This window comes from Nocardioides sp. NPDC127503, from assembly GCF_040302165.1.
GTDB lineage: Bacteria > Actinomycetota > Actinomycetes > Propionibacteriales > Nocardioidaceae > Nocardioides.
In genome coordinates this window covers 19,816-38,751 of record NZ_JBEORH010000018.1, presented here as the reverse complement: position 1 = coordinate 38,751, position 18,936 = coordinate 19,816, and the positions used below count along the sequence as shown (strand labels likewise).

Sequence of the window (18,936 nt, the reverse complement as noted above, 5' to 3'; positions counted from 1 at the left end):
TTACGTACGATGGCGGGAGTACCCACTATTTACTGGGGTACTTACCAAAAGGTTCGTGAGGAGCAACCCGTGACGAAGCCGGCCCGAAGCGGTCCCTACATCTGCGGCATCGACGCCGCGCTCGACGTGGTCAGCGGCAAGTGGAAGGGGCTGATCCTGTGGGAGCTCGACAACTATGGCGTACGCCGCTTCGCCGAGCTGCGCCGCGGCTTGCCCGGGGTCAGCGAGAAGATGCTGACCCAGCACCTGCGTGAGATGGAGCAGGACGGGCTGGTGCACCGGGAGGTCTATGCCGAGGTCCCGCCGCGGGTGGAGTATTCGCTGACCGACCACGGGCGCACCCTCAACGCCGCGCTCGGGCCGCTCGGGCGTTGGGGCATGGACCGCATCGCCCGCGAGCGAACCGAGCTCGTCGAACATCGCGACGCAGAATTGCTGCCCCGACCGTCGTAGCCCGGTCAGGCTGGTCGGGCCTCCGACGCAACGGGCCGCGTGGGCAGCCCGGCGGACGCCAGCAGCGCCAGCTTGTCGGCGTCGCTGGAACCGGCGTCGGGGTGGTAGACGACGAGCACCAGATCGTCGGTGCCGTTGATGGCCAGCCGCTCCCGGTTGAGGGTGATCTCGCCGACCTGAGGATGGTTCATCCGGACCGGGGTGCCGATCTGGCCGCGTACGTCATGGCGTGCCCACAGCTGCCGGAAACGGGCGCTGCCCAGGGAGAGCTCGCCGATGAGCTCGATGAAACGCGGGTCGTCGATGTCGGTGCCCACCGCTTGGCGCAGGTTGCCGACGAAGCACTCCGTCATCGGCTCCCAATCCGGGTGGAACGACTGCTGGTCCGGATCGAGGAACTGGTCCCTCATCTGGTTGCCGCCGGCGGCGAGCCGCGGCGAGAGCGCGCGGGCGAGGCTGTTGGCGGCCAGGATGTCGAAGTAGCGCCCCTCGATGAACGCGGGCTGCACCATCGAGTCGAGCAGCTTCAGCACCCCGGGCGGGACGGTCTCCTTGCGCCGGCGCCGACGCTGGCGGCGGGGAGCCTCCGCGACCAACGACATCATGTGGGCGGTGTGGTCGTCGTCCAGCTGGAGCACGCGCGCGATCGATCCGAGCACCTGCGCCGACGGGTTGCGGTCGCGGCCGCGCTCCAGGCGCAGGTAGTAGTCCGCGCTGATACCGGCCAGCATCGCGACCTCCTCGCGGCGCAGCCCGGGGACACGACGTACGCCCGCGGCCGGGATGCCTGCCGCCTCCGGCGTCACCAGCGCCCGCCTGGCCTGCAGGAACGCGCCCAGCGGGTTCGTCACCTCACTCATGTGTGCAGCCTCATGTCTCCAGCCTAGGTCGGTCCCGAGCGGACAGCGGGGGTCCTGTCAGACCCTGGTCTGACCAGGACTCTGGGCGGTGGTCACCGGCGTGCCTAGCGTCGAAGACGGCCCGATCGGGCCGTCCTACGAGAGGAAGAACGACAATGACCGTCGCACTCATCACCGGTGCCAACAAGGGCATCGGATTCGAGACCGCCCGCCAGCTCACCGACGCCGGCTACGACGTCTACGTCGGAGCACGAGACGCCGAGCAAGGCGAGAAGGCGGCTGCCGAGATCGGCGCGCGCGTCGTACAGCTCGATGTCACCGACGACGCGTCGGTCCACGCCGCGCTGGCGGCCGTCGAGGCGGCCGAGGGTCGCCTCGACGTACTCGTGAACAACGCCGGCGTCCTCGTCGCCGAGCCGCTCGACGGCCCGACCGCACTGAGGGTCTTCGACGTCAACGCGGTCGGGATCGTCCGGGTCATCGAGGCCGCCCTGCCGCTGCTGCGTCGCTCGGAGAACCCGCGGGTGGTCAACGTGTCCAGCAGCCTCGGCTCGTTCTGGGTCAACACCAACCCCGACCGGGTCGAGCACGAGATGTTCCTGCCGCTGTACGCCGCCTCCAAGGCCGCCGCGACCATGCTGACCGTCCAGTACGCCAAGGCGAACCCCGAGATCAGGTTCAACGCCGTCGAGCCCGGCCCCACAGCCACCGACATGACCGCAGGTTTCGGCATCGAGGACATCGCCGAGTCGCCCGCGGAGAGCGCCAAGACAGTCGTACGCCTCGCCACCCTGGATCTCGACGTCCCCACCGGAACGCTCCAGGACAAGGACGGACAGCTCGCGTGGTAGTGGTCACATCTGGCGGTTATCGGCCGTTCACGATTTGGGCGAGGAAGCCGAGACTTGTGAACCTGAAGTAATGAGTCAAGTTAAAAGTGAGACCACCGCCGATCCCGGCGAGCGGTCTTTCCTGGGGCAGCCGCGCGTACTGGCCAACCTGTTCGGCGTCGAGCTGTGGGAGCGGTTCAGCTTCTATGGCATGCAGGGCATCCTGGCGATCTACCTCTACTACTCCGCGGCCCAGGGTGGTCTCGGGATCAGCGAGACGGTCGCGCTCGGGATCGTTGGTGCGTACGGCGGCGCGGTCTACCTGTCGACGATCATCGCGGCCTGGATCGCCGACCGCCTGCTCGGCGCGGAGCGTACGCTCTTCGCCTCTGCCTGCCTCGTCGTCCTCGGCCACCTCGGGCTCGCCCTGATCCCGGGGATCGCCGGAGTCGGCGTCGGGCTCGTGCTGATCGCGCTCGGCTCGGGTGGCGTGAAGGCGAACGCCTCGTCCCTGGTCGGCACCTTGTACGCCGCCGATGACGAGCGCCGCGACGCCGGATTCTCCCTCTTCTACCTGGGCATCAACCTGGGTGCCCTGGTCGGCCCGCTGCTGACCGGGCTGCTGCAGAAGCAGTGGGGCTTCCACGTCGGCTTCGGGCTGGCCGCGGTCGGCATGATCCTCGGTCTGGTGCAGTACTCGCTGGGCCGGGGCCGGCTTCCTGCGTCGAGCCGCGTCGTACCCAACCCGCTTCCCGCCAACGAGCGTGGCCGCTGGATCGCCATCGCGGTCGCCGCCGTGGCTGCGATCGTGGTGCTCTGCCTGACCGGCGTCATCACCGCACCTCGGCTGGCCAACATCGTGATCGGCATCAGCGCGGTCGCCGCGGTCGCGCTCTTCGCCGTCATCCTGCTCAGCCGCCAGGTCACCGCCATCGAGCGGAGCCGGGTGTGGGCGATGGTGCCGCTGTTCATCGCCTCGGCGGTCTTCTGGTCGCTCTACCAGCAGCAGTTCACCGTCATGGTGGTCTACTCCGACCAGCGCCTGGACCGAGACATCTTCGGCTGGGAGATGCCGGTCTCGTGGGTCAATTCGATCAACCCGGTCTTCATCATCCTGCTGGCCGGCGTCTTCGCCGCGCTGTGGACCAAGCTCGGCTCCCGCCAGCCGTCGACGCCCGTGAAGTTCGGTCTCGGCACGATCCTGATGGGGCTGGCGTTCTGGGCGTTCCTGCTGATGCCGAGCGGCGCTCACTCGGTGCCGCTGATCGGCCTCGCGTTCATCCTGCTGCTCTTCACCCTCGCCGAGCTGCTGCTCTCCCCGGTCGGACTCTCGCTGGCCACCAAGCTCGCCCCGGCGCGGTTCCAGACCCAGATGATGGCGCTCTTCTTCCTCTCCGTCGCCCTCGGCACCGCGATGTCCGGCCGTCTCGCTGAGTTCTACGACGTCACCGACGACAGCGGCTTCTTCTGGTGGGTCGGCCTCGCCTCCGTCGTCGTAGGTGTCCTGCTGCTCATCGGCAACCGGCCCATCCGCCGGCTGATGGCCGGCGTGCACTGATCCCTTCGACGTACGCGTCCGAACCGCTGTCCCGGGCGAACGAAAATTCGTTCGCCCGGGTCACGACCTGAAATGTGGGTCAGGCGTTCTTCCGGCGACGGGTGAGGAAGGCCCCGATGCCGCCGATGCCGGCGAGCAGCCCGCCGACGGCGAGGAGCACTCCGTTCGGACCGCCCGTGTTCGGCAGGTTCCCAGCCAGACCGGCATCGATCCGGGTCGGGACCTCGGAGTCGGCCTTGGTGCTGGTGCTGGCGGCCTTGACGACCGCCGCGCACTTCTCCGACTTGTTGGTGTTGGTCTCGTAGACAGCCGGGATGACGACCGTGACCGAAGAGGCAGGCGAGTCCTCCACGGTGACGTCCGATGCCGGGCTGTCCTCCACCGTGCGGGTGTCGACCAGGTCCCAACCCTCAGGCTCGTCGGCGGTCCAGGATGCGTCGGCCAGGTTCGTGGTCGGCTCACCGTCCTGGACGAAGTAGACCGTGACGTCGGGGTCGGTGTAGGCCTCCCTGGTGATCACGGTCTGCTCGTACTGCTCGCCGATCTGGGACAGGTTCAGCGGGTTGTCCTCGCCGTCCTGACCGTCCTCATCGGCCGGGGTGCCCGACGTGGTGGTCCAGGTGGTGAAGTGGTCCCACTGCCACGGGCCGAAGACGGCAGGAGTGGCCTCTTCGACCACGATGGTCTCGGTCCAGGCCTCCTTGTCCACTACGGTCTCTGTCCAGGCCTCCTTGTCCACGACCGTCTCGTCCCACGCCTCCTCGTCCACGACGGTGACGGTCTCGGTCAGGTCGCCCCCTGCGAAGCGGACCCAGCCCAGGTCGCCGTGCTCGTCCTCGCCGTTCCAGTCCGGCGTGTTCAGGTAGCGGACCTTGCCGGTCTCCTTCTGCCTGTAGGCGTAGCCCCGGGCCGTGACGCGAGTCTCCTCGTGGGTGACCGCCTCGTGGTGGACGACGTGTGTCTCGGCCGGGTGCTCGACCGTATGTGTCTCAGCCGGGTGCTCGATGGTGTCGGTCACCGCCTCGGTGCCGGGCGTGTAGGTCCGGGTGTAGACCGAGTTGCGGAACTGATCCTCGGTGACAGCCTCGTGGCTCTGACCCTTGACCACCTTCGAGAAGCGGGACTCCTCGTGGGACACCGCGTCGGTGTGCTCCACGTGCGTGACCGCAGGCGTGACCTCGGTGGTCTTCTTCTCGTCGGCGACCTTGACCTGAGAGGTCACGGTGGTCGTCTTGCAGTCCTGCGCGGCCTGAGCCCCAGGGGCTGCCGCGACCGTGGCGACTCCGGCAACGGCTACAGCCGCGAGGCCGATCTTGGTGGAGCGGTGCACGTTCATGGGTTGGTTCCTTCATGGGTCGTCGTGGTCCGTGCCCGTGGTGAGCGGGCAGGGCTGAGGTACCCGAGACCGGGCGGGCGGACAGGGATGCCCGTCGCGGTCGGCCTGGGCCGATCTCGGGTGGATGGTGGGGACCTCTTGAAACCGAGGAGCAAGTGCGGCGCGTGGGCCGCCTCGGCGAGTCCTGTGAGAGGAGGGTCTCCCGGCCCTGTCTCAGCGGGTTGCGGGAGTCATCTTCACCTACCCAATATTGGGGTGGGCTGAACGGGACTTTCGCCCCTTGCGTTGCCTGCCCCGGCTTGGGGTCGGGTAGCGGGCGTAGCCTGGAGACATGAGCGCGGACGACGACCTGTACGCCGAGATCCCATCCCTCGATGAGCGGTCACGGCGAGCGCTGACGGTCGCCGAGAAGTGGATCGGGGAGGGCATCGAAGGAGTCGCGATCGGTGCCGCCGAGGGTGGTGGACCGGCGGTGGTGGTCTACGCCTTCGACCCGGCCTCGGCGGCGGTGCGGTCGTTGCCGCAGGAGTGCGAGGGGCTGCCGGTGCGGGTGAAGACCGGAGACGCCTTCCCAACTGAAAGGTGAGCTGGACGGCGGCGTTCAGTGCGCGCTGGCGACGCAGAACTCGTTGCCCTCGACGTCGCGCAGGACCGTCCACTGGATACCGAACTCGTCGTGCTCGCCGAGGACCGTGGCGCCGAGCTCGACCAGGCGAGCGACCTCCGCCGGGCGGTCATGTGCGACCAGGTCGGGGTGAGCACGGTTCTTGGCCCGGCGCGGCTCGGGGACCTTCGTGAACAGCCACGCCGCTGTGCCGGGCGTGGCCTCCTTCAGGCCGATGGAGCTGAACTCCTCGGTGCTGCCCTCGTCGAGCTTCCGGTCCAGCGCGGCGGCCCAGAACTCGGCGGTACGCAGCGCGTCGGCGCAGTCGAAGCTGATCGCGGCAAGGGTGAGGGTCATGGAGTGTCCTTTCGAGGGGTGAGCGGCCAGACGATGTCGGTCTGGTAGGCCGACGGAGGTACGCCGTCGGAGACGTTGGCGACGTACGCCTCCCGGAGCGGCTGTCCGGTCGGGGTTCCGTGGTGGGCGACCCAGGCGCCGAGGAGCCCGTAGGTGTCGGGGAGGGTCTCGTGGTCCCCGGCGTGGGTGACGACCGCGGCGATCACGGGTGGCAGGTGCAGCAGGGTCGTCCCCGCGGGGGCGACGTCCGCGTCCACGGGAAAGTACGCGGTGACCTCCTGTTCGGCGTCGTCGAGGAACTCCGCGTCGTACAAGGCCGACGATGGGCCGGTGATCTCGACGCCTGCGTCCAGGCAGGCCTGCTCCAGGCGCGCGTACGCCGTCACCAGAAATGCGTCGTACGCGCCGTCTCGGACGACGCCGGTCACCGCGACCGCGCTCATCGCGGGGAGCTCAGCGAGGCGCGGCGGGGTCCAGGACTCCGGTGGGGCCGCGTGCAGGTCGTGGACGATCTGCTCGACCCGCTTGGCGCGCTCGCGCATCTGCTCGGCATGGCGGGCGAGAGTCGCTGCGGTGACCTCCGGGTCACGCGCCGTCAGGATCGTGGCGACGTCGGCGAGCGGAACCTCCAGCTCGCGGAGCCGACGGATCACGCCCGCATCCGCGAGCTGCCCGGCGGCGTACCGACGGAACCCGGTCTCCGGGTCCACCGCGGCCGGTGTGAGCAGGCCTTGCCCGTGATAGGCGCGAAGCGTCTTGACGGACAGGCTGGCGGCGCGCGAAAAGGTCCCGATGGACATCAGGGGGTCGCTCATGCGGCCATCCTCAGGCCTCCCCCTGGGGGAGAGGCAAGCGGTGCGGGGTCAGGTCCGGTTCGGGTCGCCTCGGGTGACGTCGACGTACTCGATCTCGATCGTCGAGAGATCGAGGCCCGGAGCCGGCCCGAGGAGGCCCTCGACGATCTCGAGGATCTGCGGGCGCAGGGTGTCGGCGAGCGGGTGGAGCTCGACGCCGTATCTGGCGACGAGGCGGATCTCTATGCCGATCAGGCGGCTGTCGTCGAGGTGCAGGTCGATGGTGTCCGGGGCGTGGGTGGGGTGCTCCTGGAGCAGCCGGCGCAGCGCCGCGGTGACGACGCGTGCCGAGACGTACGTCTCCGAGCCCTGCTCATCGCGCGCCGGCGTGCCCTGCTCGGTGAAGGTGAGGATCGGCTCGGACGGGATGACGATGGCGCGCACGCGCGACATGATCGAGCCGGCCAGGTCGACCCAACCCGGGGGCTGCTCCGCCCGGGCGGCGCGGATGGCGCGGCCGAGGGGGCTGGGATCTAACGCCATCGAGCCATCCTCTCCGCGAGTGTGCGTCGTCCGCGGTACAGGTGTCCGCGGACGGCGCCGATCGGCATGGCCAGGGCGATGGAGATCTCCTCGTAACTCATCTCTTCGACCTCCCGCAACAGCCAGGTCGCCCTTTGATGCCACGGCAGTTCATTCAATGCTAGCTGCAACGCTTCCAGAAGCTCGGCGTCCAGAACAGACTGCAGCGGGTTGTCCGGCGCGGCCGGAGTCAGCCGCGACATCAGCCCGTCGTCGATGGGTGTCGCGCGTCGGTTGCGCTGGAGATCGGCGGCGCGACGGTGCACGAGACGGATCAACCAGGTACGCAGCGAGGACCGCCCCGCGAAGCTCGACAGGCTCCGCCACGCGGAGACGAACGCCTCCTGGGTCGCCTCGGCGGCGTCGCTGGCGTCGCCGACCATGTGCAGGGCGTAGCGATACATGGCGGGGCCATGACGGTCCACGATCTCCCGGAACGCCTCGTGGTCGCCCAGGCGGGCCGCGCGCACCAGTGCCTCATCCGTCGCCAACGGCTCAGATGAAGCCTGCGATTTCGACATTGCCCCCGAGTTCCTCGTCTGCTGCCACGAGACGGGCAGAGTCTGGATAGGAGAGTTCTACCATCCCCAAGCAAAGAGATGTGATCCAGAACACACCCGAATTCCTGTGACACATCGGCCCGAGGCTGCGACTAACCAGCGTTAGAAGGACCGAACACGATCAGGAAGGTGCCTCTCATGGCGCAGACGAAGTCGGAGACCACGAGCTTGTCGACCACGGGGACCGACGGTCAGCTGGACCGGACGGACTCGGGTGCTCTGGTGAGCGAGTACGGGCGTACCTCGATCGCCGACACGGTGGTCTCGAAGATCGCGGGGATCGCTGCTCGGGAGATCAGCGGTGTGCACGACCTCGGTGGCGGCGCGGCGCGTGCGGCCGGGGCTCTCCGCGAGCGGATCCCGGGCTCGCGGACCAACATGGGTCAGGGCGTTGCGGTCGAGGTGGGGGAGCGGCAGGCAGCCGCCGACCTCGACATCGTCGCCGAGTACGGCACCTCGATCCCCGACCTCGCGACCGCGATCCGTCGCAACGTGAAGGCCTCGGTGGAGCGGATGACCGGTCTCGAGGTCACCGAGGTCAACATCACCGTGCACGACGTCTTCCTCGAGGACGAGGCGCGCGACTCGGACCCGGACGCCGGCCGGCGGGTGGAGTGACCGTGCAGGCCGACCCCGATCCACACGAAGGCGCCGAGCCGGAAGTGGTGGACGTGGTGGCGGCGGCCGTGCTCGCGGTGCCCGGTGTCCATGACCTGCATGCCGGCGTCGCCGGGGAGGTGGCCACGTACCTCCCCGGGCGCCGGGTCAACGGGATCCGGATGCGTGAGCCCGGTTGCTCGGTCCACGTGGTCCTGCACTGGGGAGCACCGGTCATCGGCACCACCGACGCGGTGCGTGACGCGGTCCGGCCGTACGTCTCGGGCCCGGTGGACATCACGGTGGAGGACATCCTCCCGCCCGGCAGCACAGGCTCGGCTACGGCCTGACCGCTTCGACCTCTGAAGGAGAGAACACGTCATGACCAACTCGACACTAGGCCTGGTCGCCGGACTGTTGCTCACGATCGCGATCGTCACCGGGGGCCTCATCGGCCTGCTGCTGGCCGTCGTGCTCGGCGGCGCCGGCTACCTCATCGGTGGCCACGTCGACGGCGAGCTCGACCTGGGCAGCCTGCTGCGAGGACGCCGTGATTGACACCCCGACGCGCCCGATGCCGACCAGCGATGACGGCACGCACGACCCCGACCTCGTCGAGGACCGGGGCACCCTCGATGTGCGCAACAAGGCCCTCCAGCGGATCGTCGAGCACATCGTGCTGCAGGTCCCGGGGACGGTGACCCATCGCAGCACGCTCGGCCGGATCACCGGTATGACGCTGCCGAAGGCCGACATCACCGCCGAGGGCCGCGCCGTCCGGGTGAAGGTCGACGTCGCGATGGCATGGCCCGGCAACATCTCCCAGGTCGCCACGGCAGTGCGGGACACCGTACGTCAGGAGGCGTTCCGCCTCTCGGGCATCCAGATCCGGAGCGTCGACGTCACCGTGCACGCGGTCGACCCGTCGGCCTCCGACGACACCAGCAGGAGGGTGGAATGAGCACGCACACCGCGCCACGCGCCCAACCACGCCGCGCGCCTCTAGCGGTCGCGACGGCCACCGTGCTGGCCCTCGTGCTGATCGCGGTCGCCGTGGTCGCGGTCCGTGATCTCGCGGTCGGCCAGGGGTGGGCGGCCGGTACGCCGCTCGTCCCCGACCTGGTCGAGGGACTCGACGGCGTACGCGCGTCCGTCGGGCTGGCCATCGGCGGCGGGGTCGTTGCGCTCATCGGGCTGGTGCTGCTCTGGCTCGGGCTCAGGCCCGGCAGGCGTACGCACCTGCGTGTCGCCGGCGATGCCGACCTGTGGCTCTCACCCGGCGCGGTCGCGGCGATCGCCCAGGAGACAGCCGACCGGCTCCCCGGAGTGGTCTCGGCCGAGTCATCCCTGAGGTCACGGCGTCGCATCATCGTCGACATCGTCGCGCAGGACGCGGCGACGGTGGCCGAGCACGCGAGTGCCGTACTCGACGACCAGGTCGGCCGACTGACCGGAGCCCGCATCAAGGTACGAGCCACGGAGGTTCCCCGATGACACCCCGCATGATCAGGATCGACCGTGCCCTGACGCTGGTCGTGGCGATCCTTCTGGTCGCCCTGGGTCTGCTGATGGTCGACTGGCACTACCGATGGGTCTTCGGGACCTACCCGACCGAGCTCTCCACCGGGCCGGCCCGCGAGGTCGTGACAGCGGGCTGGTTCCCCTGGGCGCTTGCCGCGGCAGGCATCGTCCTGGGATTCCTCGGCCTGGTGTGGCTGCTGGCGCACCTGCGCCGGCGCGGCCCCTCGACGCTGCGCCTCCGGGCGAGCGACGAGACCGGTCGCGTCCAGGCCGATCTCCGCTCGATCGCCGATACCTCCGGGGGTAGGCTCGAGAACATGGCCGCCCTCACCGGCGTCACCGGAACGGTCGTCACCATCCGGTCGCGACCGGTGATCCTCCTGCGTGGACGGGTCGATCCCGTCGCCTCGACCGCGTCGATCACCGACGCCGCCGAGATCTGCACCCGCGACCTGGCCGCGGCGTTCCCGGACCAGGCGATCACCTGCCGGATCCTGATCGACTCGCCGCGGCGCGGCAAGGCACGGCAACAGTCCAACGTGCGCGTGCGCTGACCGCGCCCTGAACCCCTCACCATCCATCACGACACAACCGAAGGAGACCGACGATGAGCATGATCGACAAGGCCAAGAACGCCGCCAAGGGGGCTTTCGGCAAGGCCAAGGTGGTTGCTGGGAAGACGACGAACGACCACTCCCTCAAGGCCGAGGGAAAGATGGATCAGGCCAAGGCCTCGGCCAAGAACACCGTCGAGGGCGTCAAGGACAAGTTCAAGAAGTAGTCCTCTCGATGCTCCTGATGACGGCGTGACCCGAGCGGGGGCGGGGTCACGCCGTCGCCAGGAGCATCGAGCCTCTGTCCACCTCACCCGGAAGGTGTGGCTCCACCCCCGGAGGCATCGGACACAGCGACCTCACGCCGCCACGTCGCGACGGCAACAGCGCCGAACAGCACCGGCAGGGCGATGGTGAACACGCGCCACACGATCAGGCCGGCGACGGCCGCCGCCTCGACCTCGAGCCCGCCGGCCTCGACCAGTGCGGCGAGGATCAGGGCGTCGACGATCCCGATCCCCCAGAGGGGGAACGCCGTGAACGGGAACGCGAACAGGTACGCGATCGAGACCCACACGAAGCTGACCTCGTCCGCGGAGACCCCGACGAAACGCAGGCACAGCGTGAGCGCGGCGAGGTCGACGGCCATCATGCCGGCCTGGGAGAGCACGGCCAGGGGGAAGCCGCGGTGGAACCGCTCGGCGACGTCTCCACGGAAGCTCTGGCAGGCGTCGGCCCAACGATCGGGGTCGACCGTCCTTCGGAACCGGCGCACGATCAGCGCGGCCCGGGTCCCGACGACGCGCGCGAGCCGGTTGCTGCGTACGACCATCCGGACGGTCACCAGGATGGCGACCGCGAGAGCGATGCTGAGCAGTTCGAGCCACCGGTACGACGGGGACTCGCCGATGGCGAGCAGCACGACGAACCCGAGGAGCGGGGCGCCGAACTTCGCGATGTAGAACGTCAGCGAGTTCATCACCGTGCCGGCGAGGCCCTTGGCGGTGCTGACCCCCCACGACTTGAACATCGCGACCCTGAGCGCCATGTCGCTGGGTGGCGGCGCGACGAGCGCCATCATCGTCGCGCCGAGGTCGTTGATGGTCGCCCGGTAGAACGTCACGCCGGGGATGAAGAAGCTCAGTGGCATCGCCAGCAGGATCTGACGAGCCAGCACGACGACGAGCAGCACGATCGGATGCCACCAGCTGAGCTGGGTCAGCGCGCTCCGGGCCGCATCCCAGTCGACCTGCCCGACCAGGCGCACGATGGTGACGGTGCTGAGCGCCGCCACCACCAGCAGGACGATGCGCGTGATCCAGGCGCGACGTCCGGGGCGGGCGGCGCTGACGTCGGGGGTCTCCTGTGTGCTCACTGCTCGGCCGCGATGGCTCAGAACTCCACGGGATCGCGGACGATCGGGCAGGTCATGCAGTGCCCGCCACCGCGGCCCCGGCCGAGCTCGGCGCCCACGATGGTGATGACCTCGACCCCGGCCTTGCGCAGCAGCGTGTTGGTGAGGGTGTTGCGGTCGTAGGTGAACACCACGCCGGGCTCGAGCGCGACCGCGTTGTTGCCGCTGTCCCACTGCTGCCGCTCGGACTGGTAGACGTCGCCGCCGGTGTCGATCACCTGGATCTCGGGCAGCCCTAGCGCCTTGGCCACGACGTCGACGAAGGCCGCGTCGCCGTGGTCGATCACCTCGACCCCGGGGGACTGGTCGGAGGGCACCAGCGTGAACGTGTGCACCGCGTCCATGATCGTCGGATAGAGCGTGACGATGTCGCGGTCGACGAAGGTGAAGACCGTGTCCAGGTGCATGGCGGCCCGCAGCTTCGGCATCCCGGCGACGATGACCTTCTCCGCGGCGCCCTGCTCGAAGAGGGCCTTGGCGACCTGGGTGATCGCCTGGCGGGAGGTGCGCTCGCTCATGCCGACGAGCACGACCCCGTTGCCGACCGGCATCACGTCGCCGCCCTCGAAGCTGGCCTGCCCCCACTCCTGCTCGGGGTCGCCCCACCACACGGTCGAGCCGACGTAGTCGGGGTGGTGCTGGTAGATCGCCTTGTAGAGGAGCGTCTCGTCCTTGCGCGCCGGCCAGTAGAGCGGGTTCATGGTCAGCCCGCCGTACAGCCAGCAGGTCGTGTCCCGGGTGTAGAGCGTGTTCGGCAGCGGCGGCATCAGATACTCCCGGGCACCGGTCGACTCCCGCGCGAGATTGACGTAGTCGGAGCGGAAGTCGCCGGGCAGGTCGTTGGTCGCGAGGCCGCCGATGAGGAACTCCGCCAGCTGCCGCTCCGAGACCGACTCAAGGTAGGTGCGGGTGTCGTCGACCAGCCCGAGGCCGACCTGGTTCGGCACGATCTTGCGGTCGAGGATCCAGTCTTTTGCGCCAGCGACCGCGAGCGTCTGTGCCAGCAGGTCGTGCAGCTCGACGACCTCGACACCACGCTGGGTCAGCTTGTTCACGAAGTCGGCGTGGTCGCGTTGGGCGTTCTCGACCCACATCACGTCGTCGAAGAGGAGCTCGTCGTTGTTGCTGGGGGTGAGCCGGCGGTGGGCCAGGCCGGGTGCGCAGACGAGCACCTTCCTGAGCCTGCCGACCTCGGAGTGGACGCCGTACGCGGACTCCTGCTCGGACATGGGATGCCTTTCTGTTGAGGACGTGATCAGAGGGAGATCCGGCCGGAGAAAAGGCCGATGACGGCGATCGCCGCTCCAATGAGGATTGCGCCGAACAGCGCGATCTCGGTGGGACTGAAGATCCGCCGGCCATGTTCGCTGCGGGCCTTGATGTACAGCAGCGATGCCGGCGCAAGGATCAGCGTCATCAGCAGCACGAACTTCAGCCCAGCAGCGTCGAAGAGGAAGATCGTGTACGCCGTCGCGATGCCAGCAACGATCGTCTCCTTGCGGCGTACGCCGGCCGGCACCCCTTCGTACGCCTCGCCGGTCAGGCCGAGCTTGAGGGCGTACGCGGCGGCCAGCAGGTAGGGCAGGATCGCGAGGCTCGTGGCGAGATCGAGCATGAAGTTGAGCGCGTCGTTGACGAACAGGGTGAGGGCGAGGAGCCCCTGGACGCCCAGCGACGTCACCACGAGCGCGGTGATCGGGGTGCCGTTGCGGTTCTCCTGGCCCAGGAAGGCGGGCATGTCGTCGGAGCGGGCCGGGATGTACATGACCTCCGCGGCCATCAAGGTCCAAGCGAGGTAGGCACCCAGGACCGACACGATCACCGCGACGCTGATGAACACCTCGCCCCAGTCGCCGACCACTGACTCGAAGACCCCCACCATCGACGGCTGCCGGGTGGCGGCCAGCTCCGGCTGCGGGACGACTGAGTAGCTGGAGAGGGTGACCAGCGCGAAGATCGACAGCACGCTGAGGAAGCCCAGCACGGTCGCCCTCCCGACGTCCTCGCGCTTCTTGGCGTAACGGGAGTAGACGCTGGCCCCTTCGATGCCGATGAAGACGAAGGTGGTGATCAGCATCGTGTTGCGGATCTGCTCGTCGAGGTTGCCGAGATCGCCGTAGCCGGTGGCGACCCAGTTGTCGGCGAAGACGCCGGCGTCGAAGGAGATGAAGAGGACGACGATGAACACCAGGATCGGCAGGACCTTGAAGACCGTGACGATCCGGTTGATCACCGCGGCGTCGCGGACGCCGCGCGCGATCAGGTAGTGGAAGAGCCACACGCCGACCGTCGAGAGCGCGACCGCGAGCACGGTGTCGCCGTCACCGAAGCCTTCGAAGAACGCGCCGATGGTGGCGCCGATGAAGACCCAGTAGAAGGTGTTGCCGGCGATGGAGCTGGCCCAGAAGCCGATCGCGGAGTTGAAGCCGGCGTAGTCGCCGAAGCCGGCCTTGGCGTAGATGAAGACCCCGGAGTCGAGCTCGGGCTTGCGGATCGCGAGGCTCTGGAAGACGAAGGCCAGCATGAGCATCCCGGCGCCCGCGACCGCCCAGGCGATCAGCGAGCCGAGGATGCCGGTGGCTACCCCGAACCGGGCCGGCAGGGAGAAGACGCCGGCGCCGACCATCCCACCCACGACCATCGCGGTCAGGGTGGGAAGACTCATCTTCGCTGCAGCGGGGGCCTCGGTGGTGGCAGCGTCAGAACTCATGCCCTTGATCCGATGCCCGATCCGATCTGTCCACCTCACCCGGAACGTGTGATCCGCCCCGCCTCGTCTGGGGCAACCCTGGGACGGTCCTGTGAAGGGAGACAACGATGGGTTTTCGAGACCGACGCGAGAAGCGCCAAGAGAAACGTGAGGCGTTCGGGCGCGGCGGGAGCGCCAGCCGCTTCCAGATGCGCCAGAAGATGATCTCCATCGGTGACGACTACTGGATCGAGAACGAGGACGGCGACCGCGTCTTCCGCGTCGACGGCAAGGCGTTGCGGCTGCGGGACACGTTCGATCTCGAGGACGCCCACGGCAACAAGATCTGCCGCATCCAGACCAGGGTCCTGCACATCCGGGACTCGATGGCGATCGAGGACGCCGACGGCGAGAAGCTCGCCCTCGTGCACAAGGCCCTCATCTCGCCGCTGCGTGAACGCTGGAAGGTCGACCGCGAGCAGGGTGAGGACTGGACGGTCCAGGGCAACATCGTCGACCACGAGTACGACGTCGAGGCCGACGGCCGCAAGATCGCCGAGGTGTCCAAGAAGTGGTTCCGCGTCCGGGACACCTACGGTGTCGAGGTCGCGCCCGGCGAGGACCCAGCCCTCATCCTCGCCGTGACCGTCGCGGTCGATGCGATGGTTCATCCCGAGAAGTGACTCGGTCGACGTGCTGCGGAAGCGGTTGCGAAGGCAGCTGCGAGCGCCGTTCGCGGCGACGGCCGGCACGGTGGTGCTTCTCTGGGCGTCCCTGACCCCGTCGCTGATGCCGCGGACGGCGCTCTTCCAGGCGCTGCTCACCGCGCTGTGCATGCTGGCCGGGTACGGCGCTGGCGCGCTGGCCGGGTGGCTGGTCCGCAGCTGTGGTGGGCGGTTGGCGGGCCGGGCTCGGGTGATCGCCTGGCGGATTCTCGCCGGCATCGCCGGCGTCGGCACCCTGATCGCGCTGGGGCTGTCGTTGCGGTGGGAGAACGAGGTACGCGACCTGGTCGGGGTCGAACGGGTGGGCTTCTGGCACCTCGTGCTCACCGTGCTGATCACCGCGGCCCTGTTCGCGCTGCTGCTGGGACTGTCGCGGGGGATCAGGGCGCTGGGCGGCTCGATCGGCCGGTTCCTCGGCCGCTTCCTTCCTGCTGCCGCATCGACCGTGATCGGCGGCCTGATCGCTGCCGTCCTGATCTACGAGCTGGCGATCGGGGTGGGTGGCAACCGGCTGCTGGGAGCGCTCGACTCGAGCTTCGCCGCGATCAACGAGGAGTTCACCACCGGCGTACCTCCGCCCACGGCGCCCGAACTCACGGCCGGCCCCGCCTCGTCCCAGAAGTGGGTGGACTTGGGCCGCCAGGGGCGCGTCTTCATCGCGAGCGCGCCGACCGCGGCGGACATCGGCGAGTTCACCCAGGAGCCTGCCGAGCAGCCGGTGCGTGCCTACATCGGGGCCGGAGACGAAGGCGTCCACATCCGCGACGAGGCGCAGGCCGCGGTGGCCGAGCTCGATGCGCTCGGCGGCTTCGACCGCGCGGTGATCAACGTGGTGACCGGCACGGGCCGGGGCTGGATCAACGAGAACCAGGCCCAGGCGCTGGAGTTCATGTGGGGCGGCGACACGGCGACGGTCAGCCTGCAGTACTCCTACCTCCCCAGCTGGATGTCCTTTGTCCTGGACCGGCAGCGTGCGCAGGACGCGGGCCTGGCGCTCTTCGACGCCGTCTACGGACGCTGGCTGGAGATCCCCGAGGCCGATCGTCCGCTGCTGGTCGTGAGCGGGGAGAGCCTGGGGAGCTTCGGTGGCGAGGCAGCCTTCAGCGGAGCCCAGGACCTCGCGACCCGCACCGATGGCGCCCTGTTCGTCGGCCCGACCGCCGACAACCGGCTCTGGAATCGGTTCACCGAGGAACGCGAGCCGGGCACCCCGCAGGTGCTGCCGATCCTGGACGACGGCGAGATCGTACGCTTCGCCGACCGGCCCGAGGAGTGGGCGCTGCCTGGGGCCTGGGACGGCACCCGGATCGGGTATCTCCAGCACGCGAACGACCCCATCACCTGGTGGTCGCCGTCGCTGGCCCTGGAGCGCCCGGACTGGCTGGAGGAGGAGCGCGGCCGCGGCGTCTCCCCGAACGTACGCTGGATCCCGGGGGTGACGATGCTGCAGCTGGGAGTCGACCAGCTCTCCGCCAACTCGGTGCCGCGCGGGCAGGGCCACGAGTTCGGCACCGCACCGGTGTACGCCTGGGCGGCGATCCTGCCGCCTCCGGGATGGACCGATGAGCGCACCGACGAACTCGCCGTGGTGATCGGCGACCGGGTGTGGCTGAGGTGAGGTGTGACGTTGCCGGGTCTCCTGGTCAGACCTGGGGCAGCCGGTTCAGGACTGCACGTAGAGGTGGCCATCGGTCGCGGCCTCGGCGAGTCACGGCATAAGCGCGCAGGCGCACTCTGGGGTCGGTCAGGGGCCGCACGGTGACGCCGCGCCGGGAGGTGCGTCCTCGCGGCAGCAACGCGAGTCCGTGACCGGCGAGGATGAGGTCGTCCACGAGCTCGAGGGCGTCGACGCGGTGGACGACTCGGGGCGTGAATCCCGCCATCGACGCCAGTGTGCGCAGTACGTCCTCGTCGGCGGTGTGGCGCGAGTTCACGATCCAGTCACGGTCGGCGTAGGTCGCGAGCGGAGCACGCGGCTCGTGCGTCGGCACGCCGAGGCCCCATTCGACCTCCCACAGCGCCACGGTGTGGTGGTCGCTGCGCCAGGAGGCGGGGGCGACGTTGTAGTCGTAGACAAGAGCGAGATCTATGTCGTCGCGCGCGAGCAGGGCCAGTGCCTCGGGCGGCTCGTGCTCGTGCACCCGCACCTCGAGGCCGGGGTGAGCCTGCCGGAGACCGTCGATCGCGGGCATGAGGGAGCGCCGGATCGCGGTCGCGAAGCCGGCCACCCTGAGCACGCCGACCGGCTCCGCATCCGGGTCGAGGTCGAGACGCGCGGCATCGACCGCCGCCAGGATGGTGACGGCGTGCTCGGCAAGACGGTGGCCCGCCGGAGTGAGGCGTACGCGCCGGCCATCCGGCTCGATGAGGTCTGTGCCGACGTCCCGTGCCAGCGCCGCGATGGCCTGGGACACGCTCGATGTGCTGGTCCCGACCTCGGCCGCGACCTCGTGCATCGAGCCGAGGCGAGAGAGTTCGAGCAACATCCGGAGCCGACGTACGTCCACAGGACCCATCGTTTCGGATTCATGAACATATTGTCCAGCAATGTCACGTGGACACGAATGGATCTCATCGGGTCGACTGGATGGCATGACCACCGCAGCTCCCCACTCCGCCCGTACCGGCGCCTCCATGGCAATGGCGGCCATGCTCTGTGTCCAACTGGGTCTCGCGGCATCGGTGGGTCTGATCGACCAGCTCGGCGCGGCGGGCGTCGCCTGGCTGCGCCTGTTCTGGGCGGCTCTGCTGCTTCTCGTCCTCGTCCGGCCGCGTCCCTCGGCTTTCGGGCGCGAGACGCTGCTGGCCGGTGTCGCTCTCGGCGTGGTCACCTCCGGCCTGACCCTGCTGTTCATGGCGGCCCTGACCCGGCTTCCGCTCGGCACGGCCGCCGCGCTGGAGTTCCTCGGGCCACTCGGGGTGGCCGTCGTTCGCAGTCGCGGCATCGCCCGGGCGTGGGCGCTCGTGGCGGCCGGTGGCGTGCTGTGCCTGACCCAACCGTGGGATGGCACCGTCGACGTTGTGGGGGTGGGCTTCGCCCTGGGCGCGGCCGCGTGCTGGGCGTCCTACATCTTGCTGACCCAGCGGGTCGGCGACGCGGTCAGCGGCATCGGTGGACTCGCGATCTCCATGCCGGTCGCGGCGGTGGTCGCCACCGTCGTCGTCGGCCCCGGCATCGTGGGACGACTCACCCCGGACCTGGTGCTCGCCGGCCTGGGGTTGGCGCTTCTGGTGCCGGTGGTGCCCTTCGCCCTGGAGATGCTGGCGCTACGTCGCCTCACCGCCGGTGCCTTCGGGACGCTCATGGCGCTCGAGCCGGCGCTCGCGCTGGTGATCGGGTTCGTCGCCCTCCATCAGGTGCCCAACCTCATCGCTGTGCTCGGGATCGGGCTCGTGGTCGCGGCCGGCGTCGGAGCAGAGCGTGCCGGAGGCCGCAGTTCGTCTGGCCCGGCTGACGAGACTCCACACAGCGCCGCGGAGACGACACTCCTGTGCGGCTAGT

The 18,936-nt window shown here is 69.1% G+C and carries 24 protein-coding genes; 14 read left to right on the top strand and 10 right to left on the bottom strand.

What is annotated here, in order from left to right; translation table 11 throughout:
- The first annotated feature begins 69 nt into the window (after positions 1 to 69).
- A complete protein-coding gene (locus ABTW65_RS28240; protein ID WP_350666388.1) occupies positions 70 to 453 on the top strand; it encodes a winged helix-turn-helix transcriptional regulator in 384 nt (127 codons plus the stop codon).
- 5 nt (positions 454 to 458) lie between these two features.
- On the opposite strand, the gene ABTW65_RS28235 is transcribed toward ABTW65_RS28240, so the two are convergent.
- Complete coding sequence (locus ABTW65_RS28235) at positions 459 to 1,313, bottom strand: helix-turn-helix domain-containing protein (protein ID WP_350666387.1); 855 nt, start codon at positions 1,311 to 1,313, stop codon at positions 459 to 461.
- Between the two features lie 155 nt (positions 1,314 to 1,468).
- Here ABTW65_RS28235 and ABTW65_RS28230 point away from each other — a divergent pair, with 155 nt between their 5' ends.
- Both ABTW65_RS28230 and ABTW65_RS28225 read left to right on the top strand, forming a co-directional pair.
- Positions 1,469 to 2,164, top strand: a complete 696-nt coding sequence (locus ABTW65_RS28230) for an SDR family NAD(P)-dependent oxidoreductase (RefSeq protein ID WP_350666385.1) — start codon at positions 1,469 to 1,471, stop codon at positions 2,162 to 2,164.
- Between the two features lie 70 nt (positions 2,165 to 2,234).
- Positions 2,235 to 3,701 (top strand): peptide MFS transporter, encoded by a 1,467-nt coding sequence (locus tag ABTW65_RS28225; RefSeq protein WP_350666383.1) that lies wholly within the window; start codon positions 2,235 to 2,237, stop codon positions 3,699 to 3,701.
- 79 nt (positions 3,702 to 3,780) lie between these two features.
- Here ABTW65_RS28225 and ABTW65_RS28220 read toward each other — a convergent pair whose 3' ends face one another.
- Entirely contained in the window at positions 3,781 to 5,037 is a 1,257-nt protein-coding gene (locus ABTW65_RS28220) for an LPXTG cell wall anchor domain-containing protein (protein WP_350666381.1), read from the bottom strand.
- A 331-nt stretch (positions 5,038 to 5,368) separates the two neighbouring features.
- On the opposite strand from ABTW65_RS28220, the gene ABTW65_RS28215 reads away from it, so the two are divergent.
- A complete protein-coding gene (locus ABTW65_RS28215; protein ID WP_350666379.1) occupies positions 5,369 to 5,623 on the top strand; it encodes a hypothetical protein in 255 nt (84 codons plus the stop codon).
- 15 nt (positions 5,624 to 5,638) lie between these two features.
- On the opposite strand, the gene ABTW65_RS28210 is transcribed toward ABTW65_RS28215, so the two are convergent.
- From ABTW65_RS28210 to ABTW65_RS28195, 4 genes are read right to left on the bottom strand one after another with little or no spacing between them, the layout of a single operon-like run.
- Complete coding sequence (locus ABTW65_RS28210) at positions 5,639 to 5,998, bottom strand: VOC family protein (RefSeq protein WP_350666377.1); 360 nt, start codon at positions 5,996 to 5,998, stop codon at positions 5,639 to 5,641.
- Positions 5,995 to 6,813, bottom strand: coding sequence for a MerR family transcriptional regulator (locus ABTW65_RS28205; protein WP_350666375.1), 819 nt, complete (start codon positions 6,811 to 6,813; stop codon positions 5,995 to 5,997). Before ABTW65_RS28205 ends, ABTW65_RS28210 begins: the two co-directional genes overlap by 4 nt.
- 48 nt (positions 6,814 to 6,861) lie before the next feature.
- Entirely contained in the window at positions 6,862 to 7,335 is a 474-nt protein-coding gene (locus ABTW65_RS28200; RefSeq protein ID WP_350666373.1) for a hypothetical protein, read from the bottom strand.
- Positions 7,326 to 7,895 carry an RNA polymerase sigma factor gene (locus ABTW65_RS28195; RefSeq protein ID WP_350666371.1) on the bottom strand — a complete coding sequence of 190 codons (570 nt, stop codon included), beginning with the start codon at positions 7,893 to 7,895 and terminating at the stop codon, positions 7,326 to 7,328. Before ABTW65_RS28195 ends, ABTW65_RS28200 begins: the two co-directional genes overlap by 10 nt.
- Before the next feature lie 177 nt (positions 7,896 to 8,072).
- Here ABTW65_RS28195 and ABTW65_RS28190 point away from each other — a divergent pair, with 177 nt between their 5' ends.
- The 7 genes from ABTW65_RS28190 to ABTW65_RS28160 are packed head-to-tail and all read left to right on the top strand — an operon-like array spanning position 8,073 to position 10,833.
- The gene (locus tag ABTW65_RS28190; RefSeq protein ID WP_350666369.1) at positions 8,073 to 8,552 is read left to right on the top strand and encodes an Asp23/Gls24 family envelope stress response protein; all 480 of its coding nucleotides are present in this window, start codon (positions 8,073 to 8,075) and stop codon (positions 8,550 to 8,552) included.
- Positions 8,553 to 8,554: 2 nt separating this feature from the next.
- Positions 8,555 to 8,881: a hypothetical protein gene (locus ABTW65_RS28185; RefSeq protein ID WP_350666367.1), complete on the top strand. Its 327-nt coding sequence runs from the start codon at positions 8,555 to 8,557 to the stop codon at positions 8,879 to 8,881.
- Positions 8,882 to 8,912: 31 nt separating this feature from the next.
- On the top strand, positions 8,913 to 9,089 hold the full coding sequence (locus tag ABTW65_RS28180; protein ID WP_141805347.1) for a DUF2273 domain-containing protein: 177 nt from the start codon (positions 8,913 to 8,915) through the stop codon (positions 9,087 to 9,089).
- Positions 9,082 to 9,492 (top strand): Asp23/Gls24 family envelope stress response protein, encoded by a 411-nt coding sequence (locus ABTW65_RS28175; RefSeq protein WP_350666365.1) that lies wholly within the window; start codon positions 9,082 to 9,084, stop codon positions 9,490 to 9,492. The genes ABTW65_RS28180 and ABTW65_RS28175 overlap by 8 nt, the downstream gene beginning before the upstream one ends.
- Positions 9,489 to 10,025, top strand: a complete 537-nt coding sequence (locus ABTW65_RS28170; RefSeq protein WP_350666363.1) for a DUF6286 domain-containing protein — start codon at positions 9,489 to 9,491, stop codon at positions 10,023 to 10,025. The genes ABTW65_RS28175 and ABTW65_RS28170 overlap by 4 nt, the downstream gene beginning before the upstream one ends.
- Positions 10,022 to 10,606 (top strand): Asp23/Gls24 family envelope stress response protein, encoded by a 585-nt coding sequence (locus ABTW65_RS28165; RefSeq protein ID WP_350666362.1) that lies wholly within the window; start codon positions 10,022 to 10,024, stop codon positions 10,604 to 10,606. The genes ABTW65_RS28170 and ABTW65_RS28165 overlap by 4 nt, the downstream gene beginning before the upstream one ends.
- Before the next feature lie 53 nt (positions 10,607 to 10,659).
- Complete coding sequence (locus ABTW65_RS28160; protein ID WP_350666360.1) at positions 10,660 to 10,833, top strand: CsbD family protein; 174 nt, start codon at positions 10,660 to 10,662, stop codon at positions 10,831 to 10,833.
- Between the two features lie 83 nt (positions 10,834 to 10,916).
- Here ABTW65_RS28160 and ABTW65_RS28155 read toward each other — a convergent pair whose 3' ends face one another.
- The 3 genes from ABTW65_RS28155 to ABTW65_RS28145 are packed head-to-tail and all read right to left on the bottom strand — an operon-like array spanning position 10,917 to position 14,730.
- Positions 10,917 to 11,981: a hypothetical protein gene (locus ABTW65_RS28155; RefSeq protein ID WP_350666358.1), complete on the bottom strand. Its 1,065-nt coding sequence runs from the start codon at positions 11,979 to 11,981 to the stop codon at positions 10,917 to 10,919.
- Between the two features lie 17 nt (positions 11,982 to 11,998).
- Complete coding sequence (arcA, locus tag ABTW65_RS28150; protein ID WP_350666356.1) at positions 11,999 to 13,249, bottom strand: arginine deiminase; 1,251 nt, start codon at positions 13,247 to 13,249, stop codon at positions 11,999 to 12,001.
- 26 nt (positions 13,250 to 13,275) lie between these two features.
- Positions 13,276 to 14,730: a basic amino acid/polyamine antiporter gene (locus ABTW65_RS28145; RefSeq protein WP_350666354.1), complete on the bottom strand. Its 1,455-nt coding sequence runs from the start codon at positions 14,728 to 14,730 to the stop codon at positions 13,276 to 13,278.
- Positions 14,731 to 14,837: 107 nt separating this feature from the next.
- Here ABTW65_RS28145 and ABTW65_RS28140 point away from each other — a divergent pair, with 107 nt between their 5' ends.
- Both ABTW65_RS28140 and ABTW65_RS28135 read left to right on the top strand, forming a co-directional pair.
- Entirely contained in the window at positions 14,838 to 15,392 is a 555-nt protein-coding gene (locus ABTW65_RS28140) for an LURP-one-related/scramblase family protein (RefSeq protein WP_350666352.1), read from the top strand.
- Positions 15,367 to 17,052, top strand: a complete 1,686-nt coding sequence (locus ABTW65_RS28135; protein WP_350666350.1) for an alpha/beta hydrolase — start codon at positions 15,367 to 15,369, stop codon at positions 17,050 to 17,052. The genes ABTW65_RS28140 and ABTW65_RS28135 overlap by 26 nt, the downstream gene beginning before the upstream one ends.
- A gap of 25 nt (positions 17,053 to 17,077) precedes the next feature.
- Here the strand turns inward: ABTW65_RS28135 and ABTW65_RS28130 are convergent, their stop codons facing one another.
- A complete protein-coding gene (locus ABTW65_RS28130; RefSeq protein ID WP_350666348.1) occupies positions 17,078 to 17,950 on the bottom strand; it encodes a LysR family transcriptional regulator in 873 nt (290 codons plus the stop codon).
- A gap of 76 nt (positions 17,951 to 18,026) precedes the next feature.
- Between ABTW65_RS28130 and ABTW65_RS28125 the strand changes: the two genes are divergently transcribed.
- Positions 18,027 to 18,935 (top strand): EamA family transporter, encoded by a 909-nt coding sequence (locus tag ABTW65_RS28125; protein ID WP_350666346.1) that lies wholly within the window; start codon positions 18,027 to 18,029, stop codon positions 18,933 to 18,935.
- Position 18,936 lies beyond the last annotated feature (1 nt).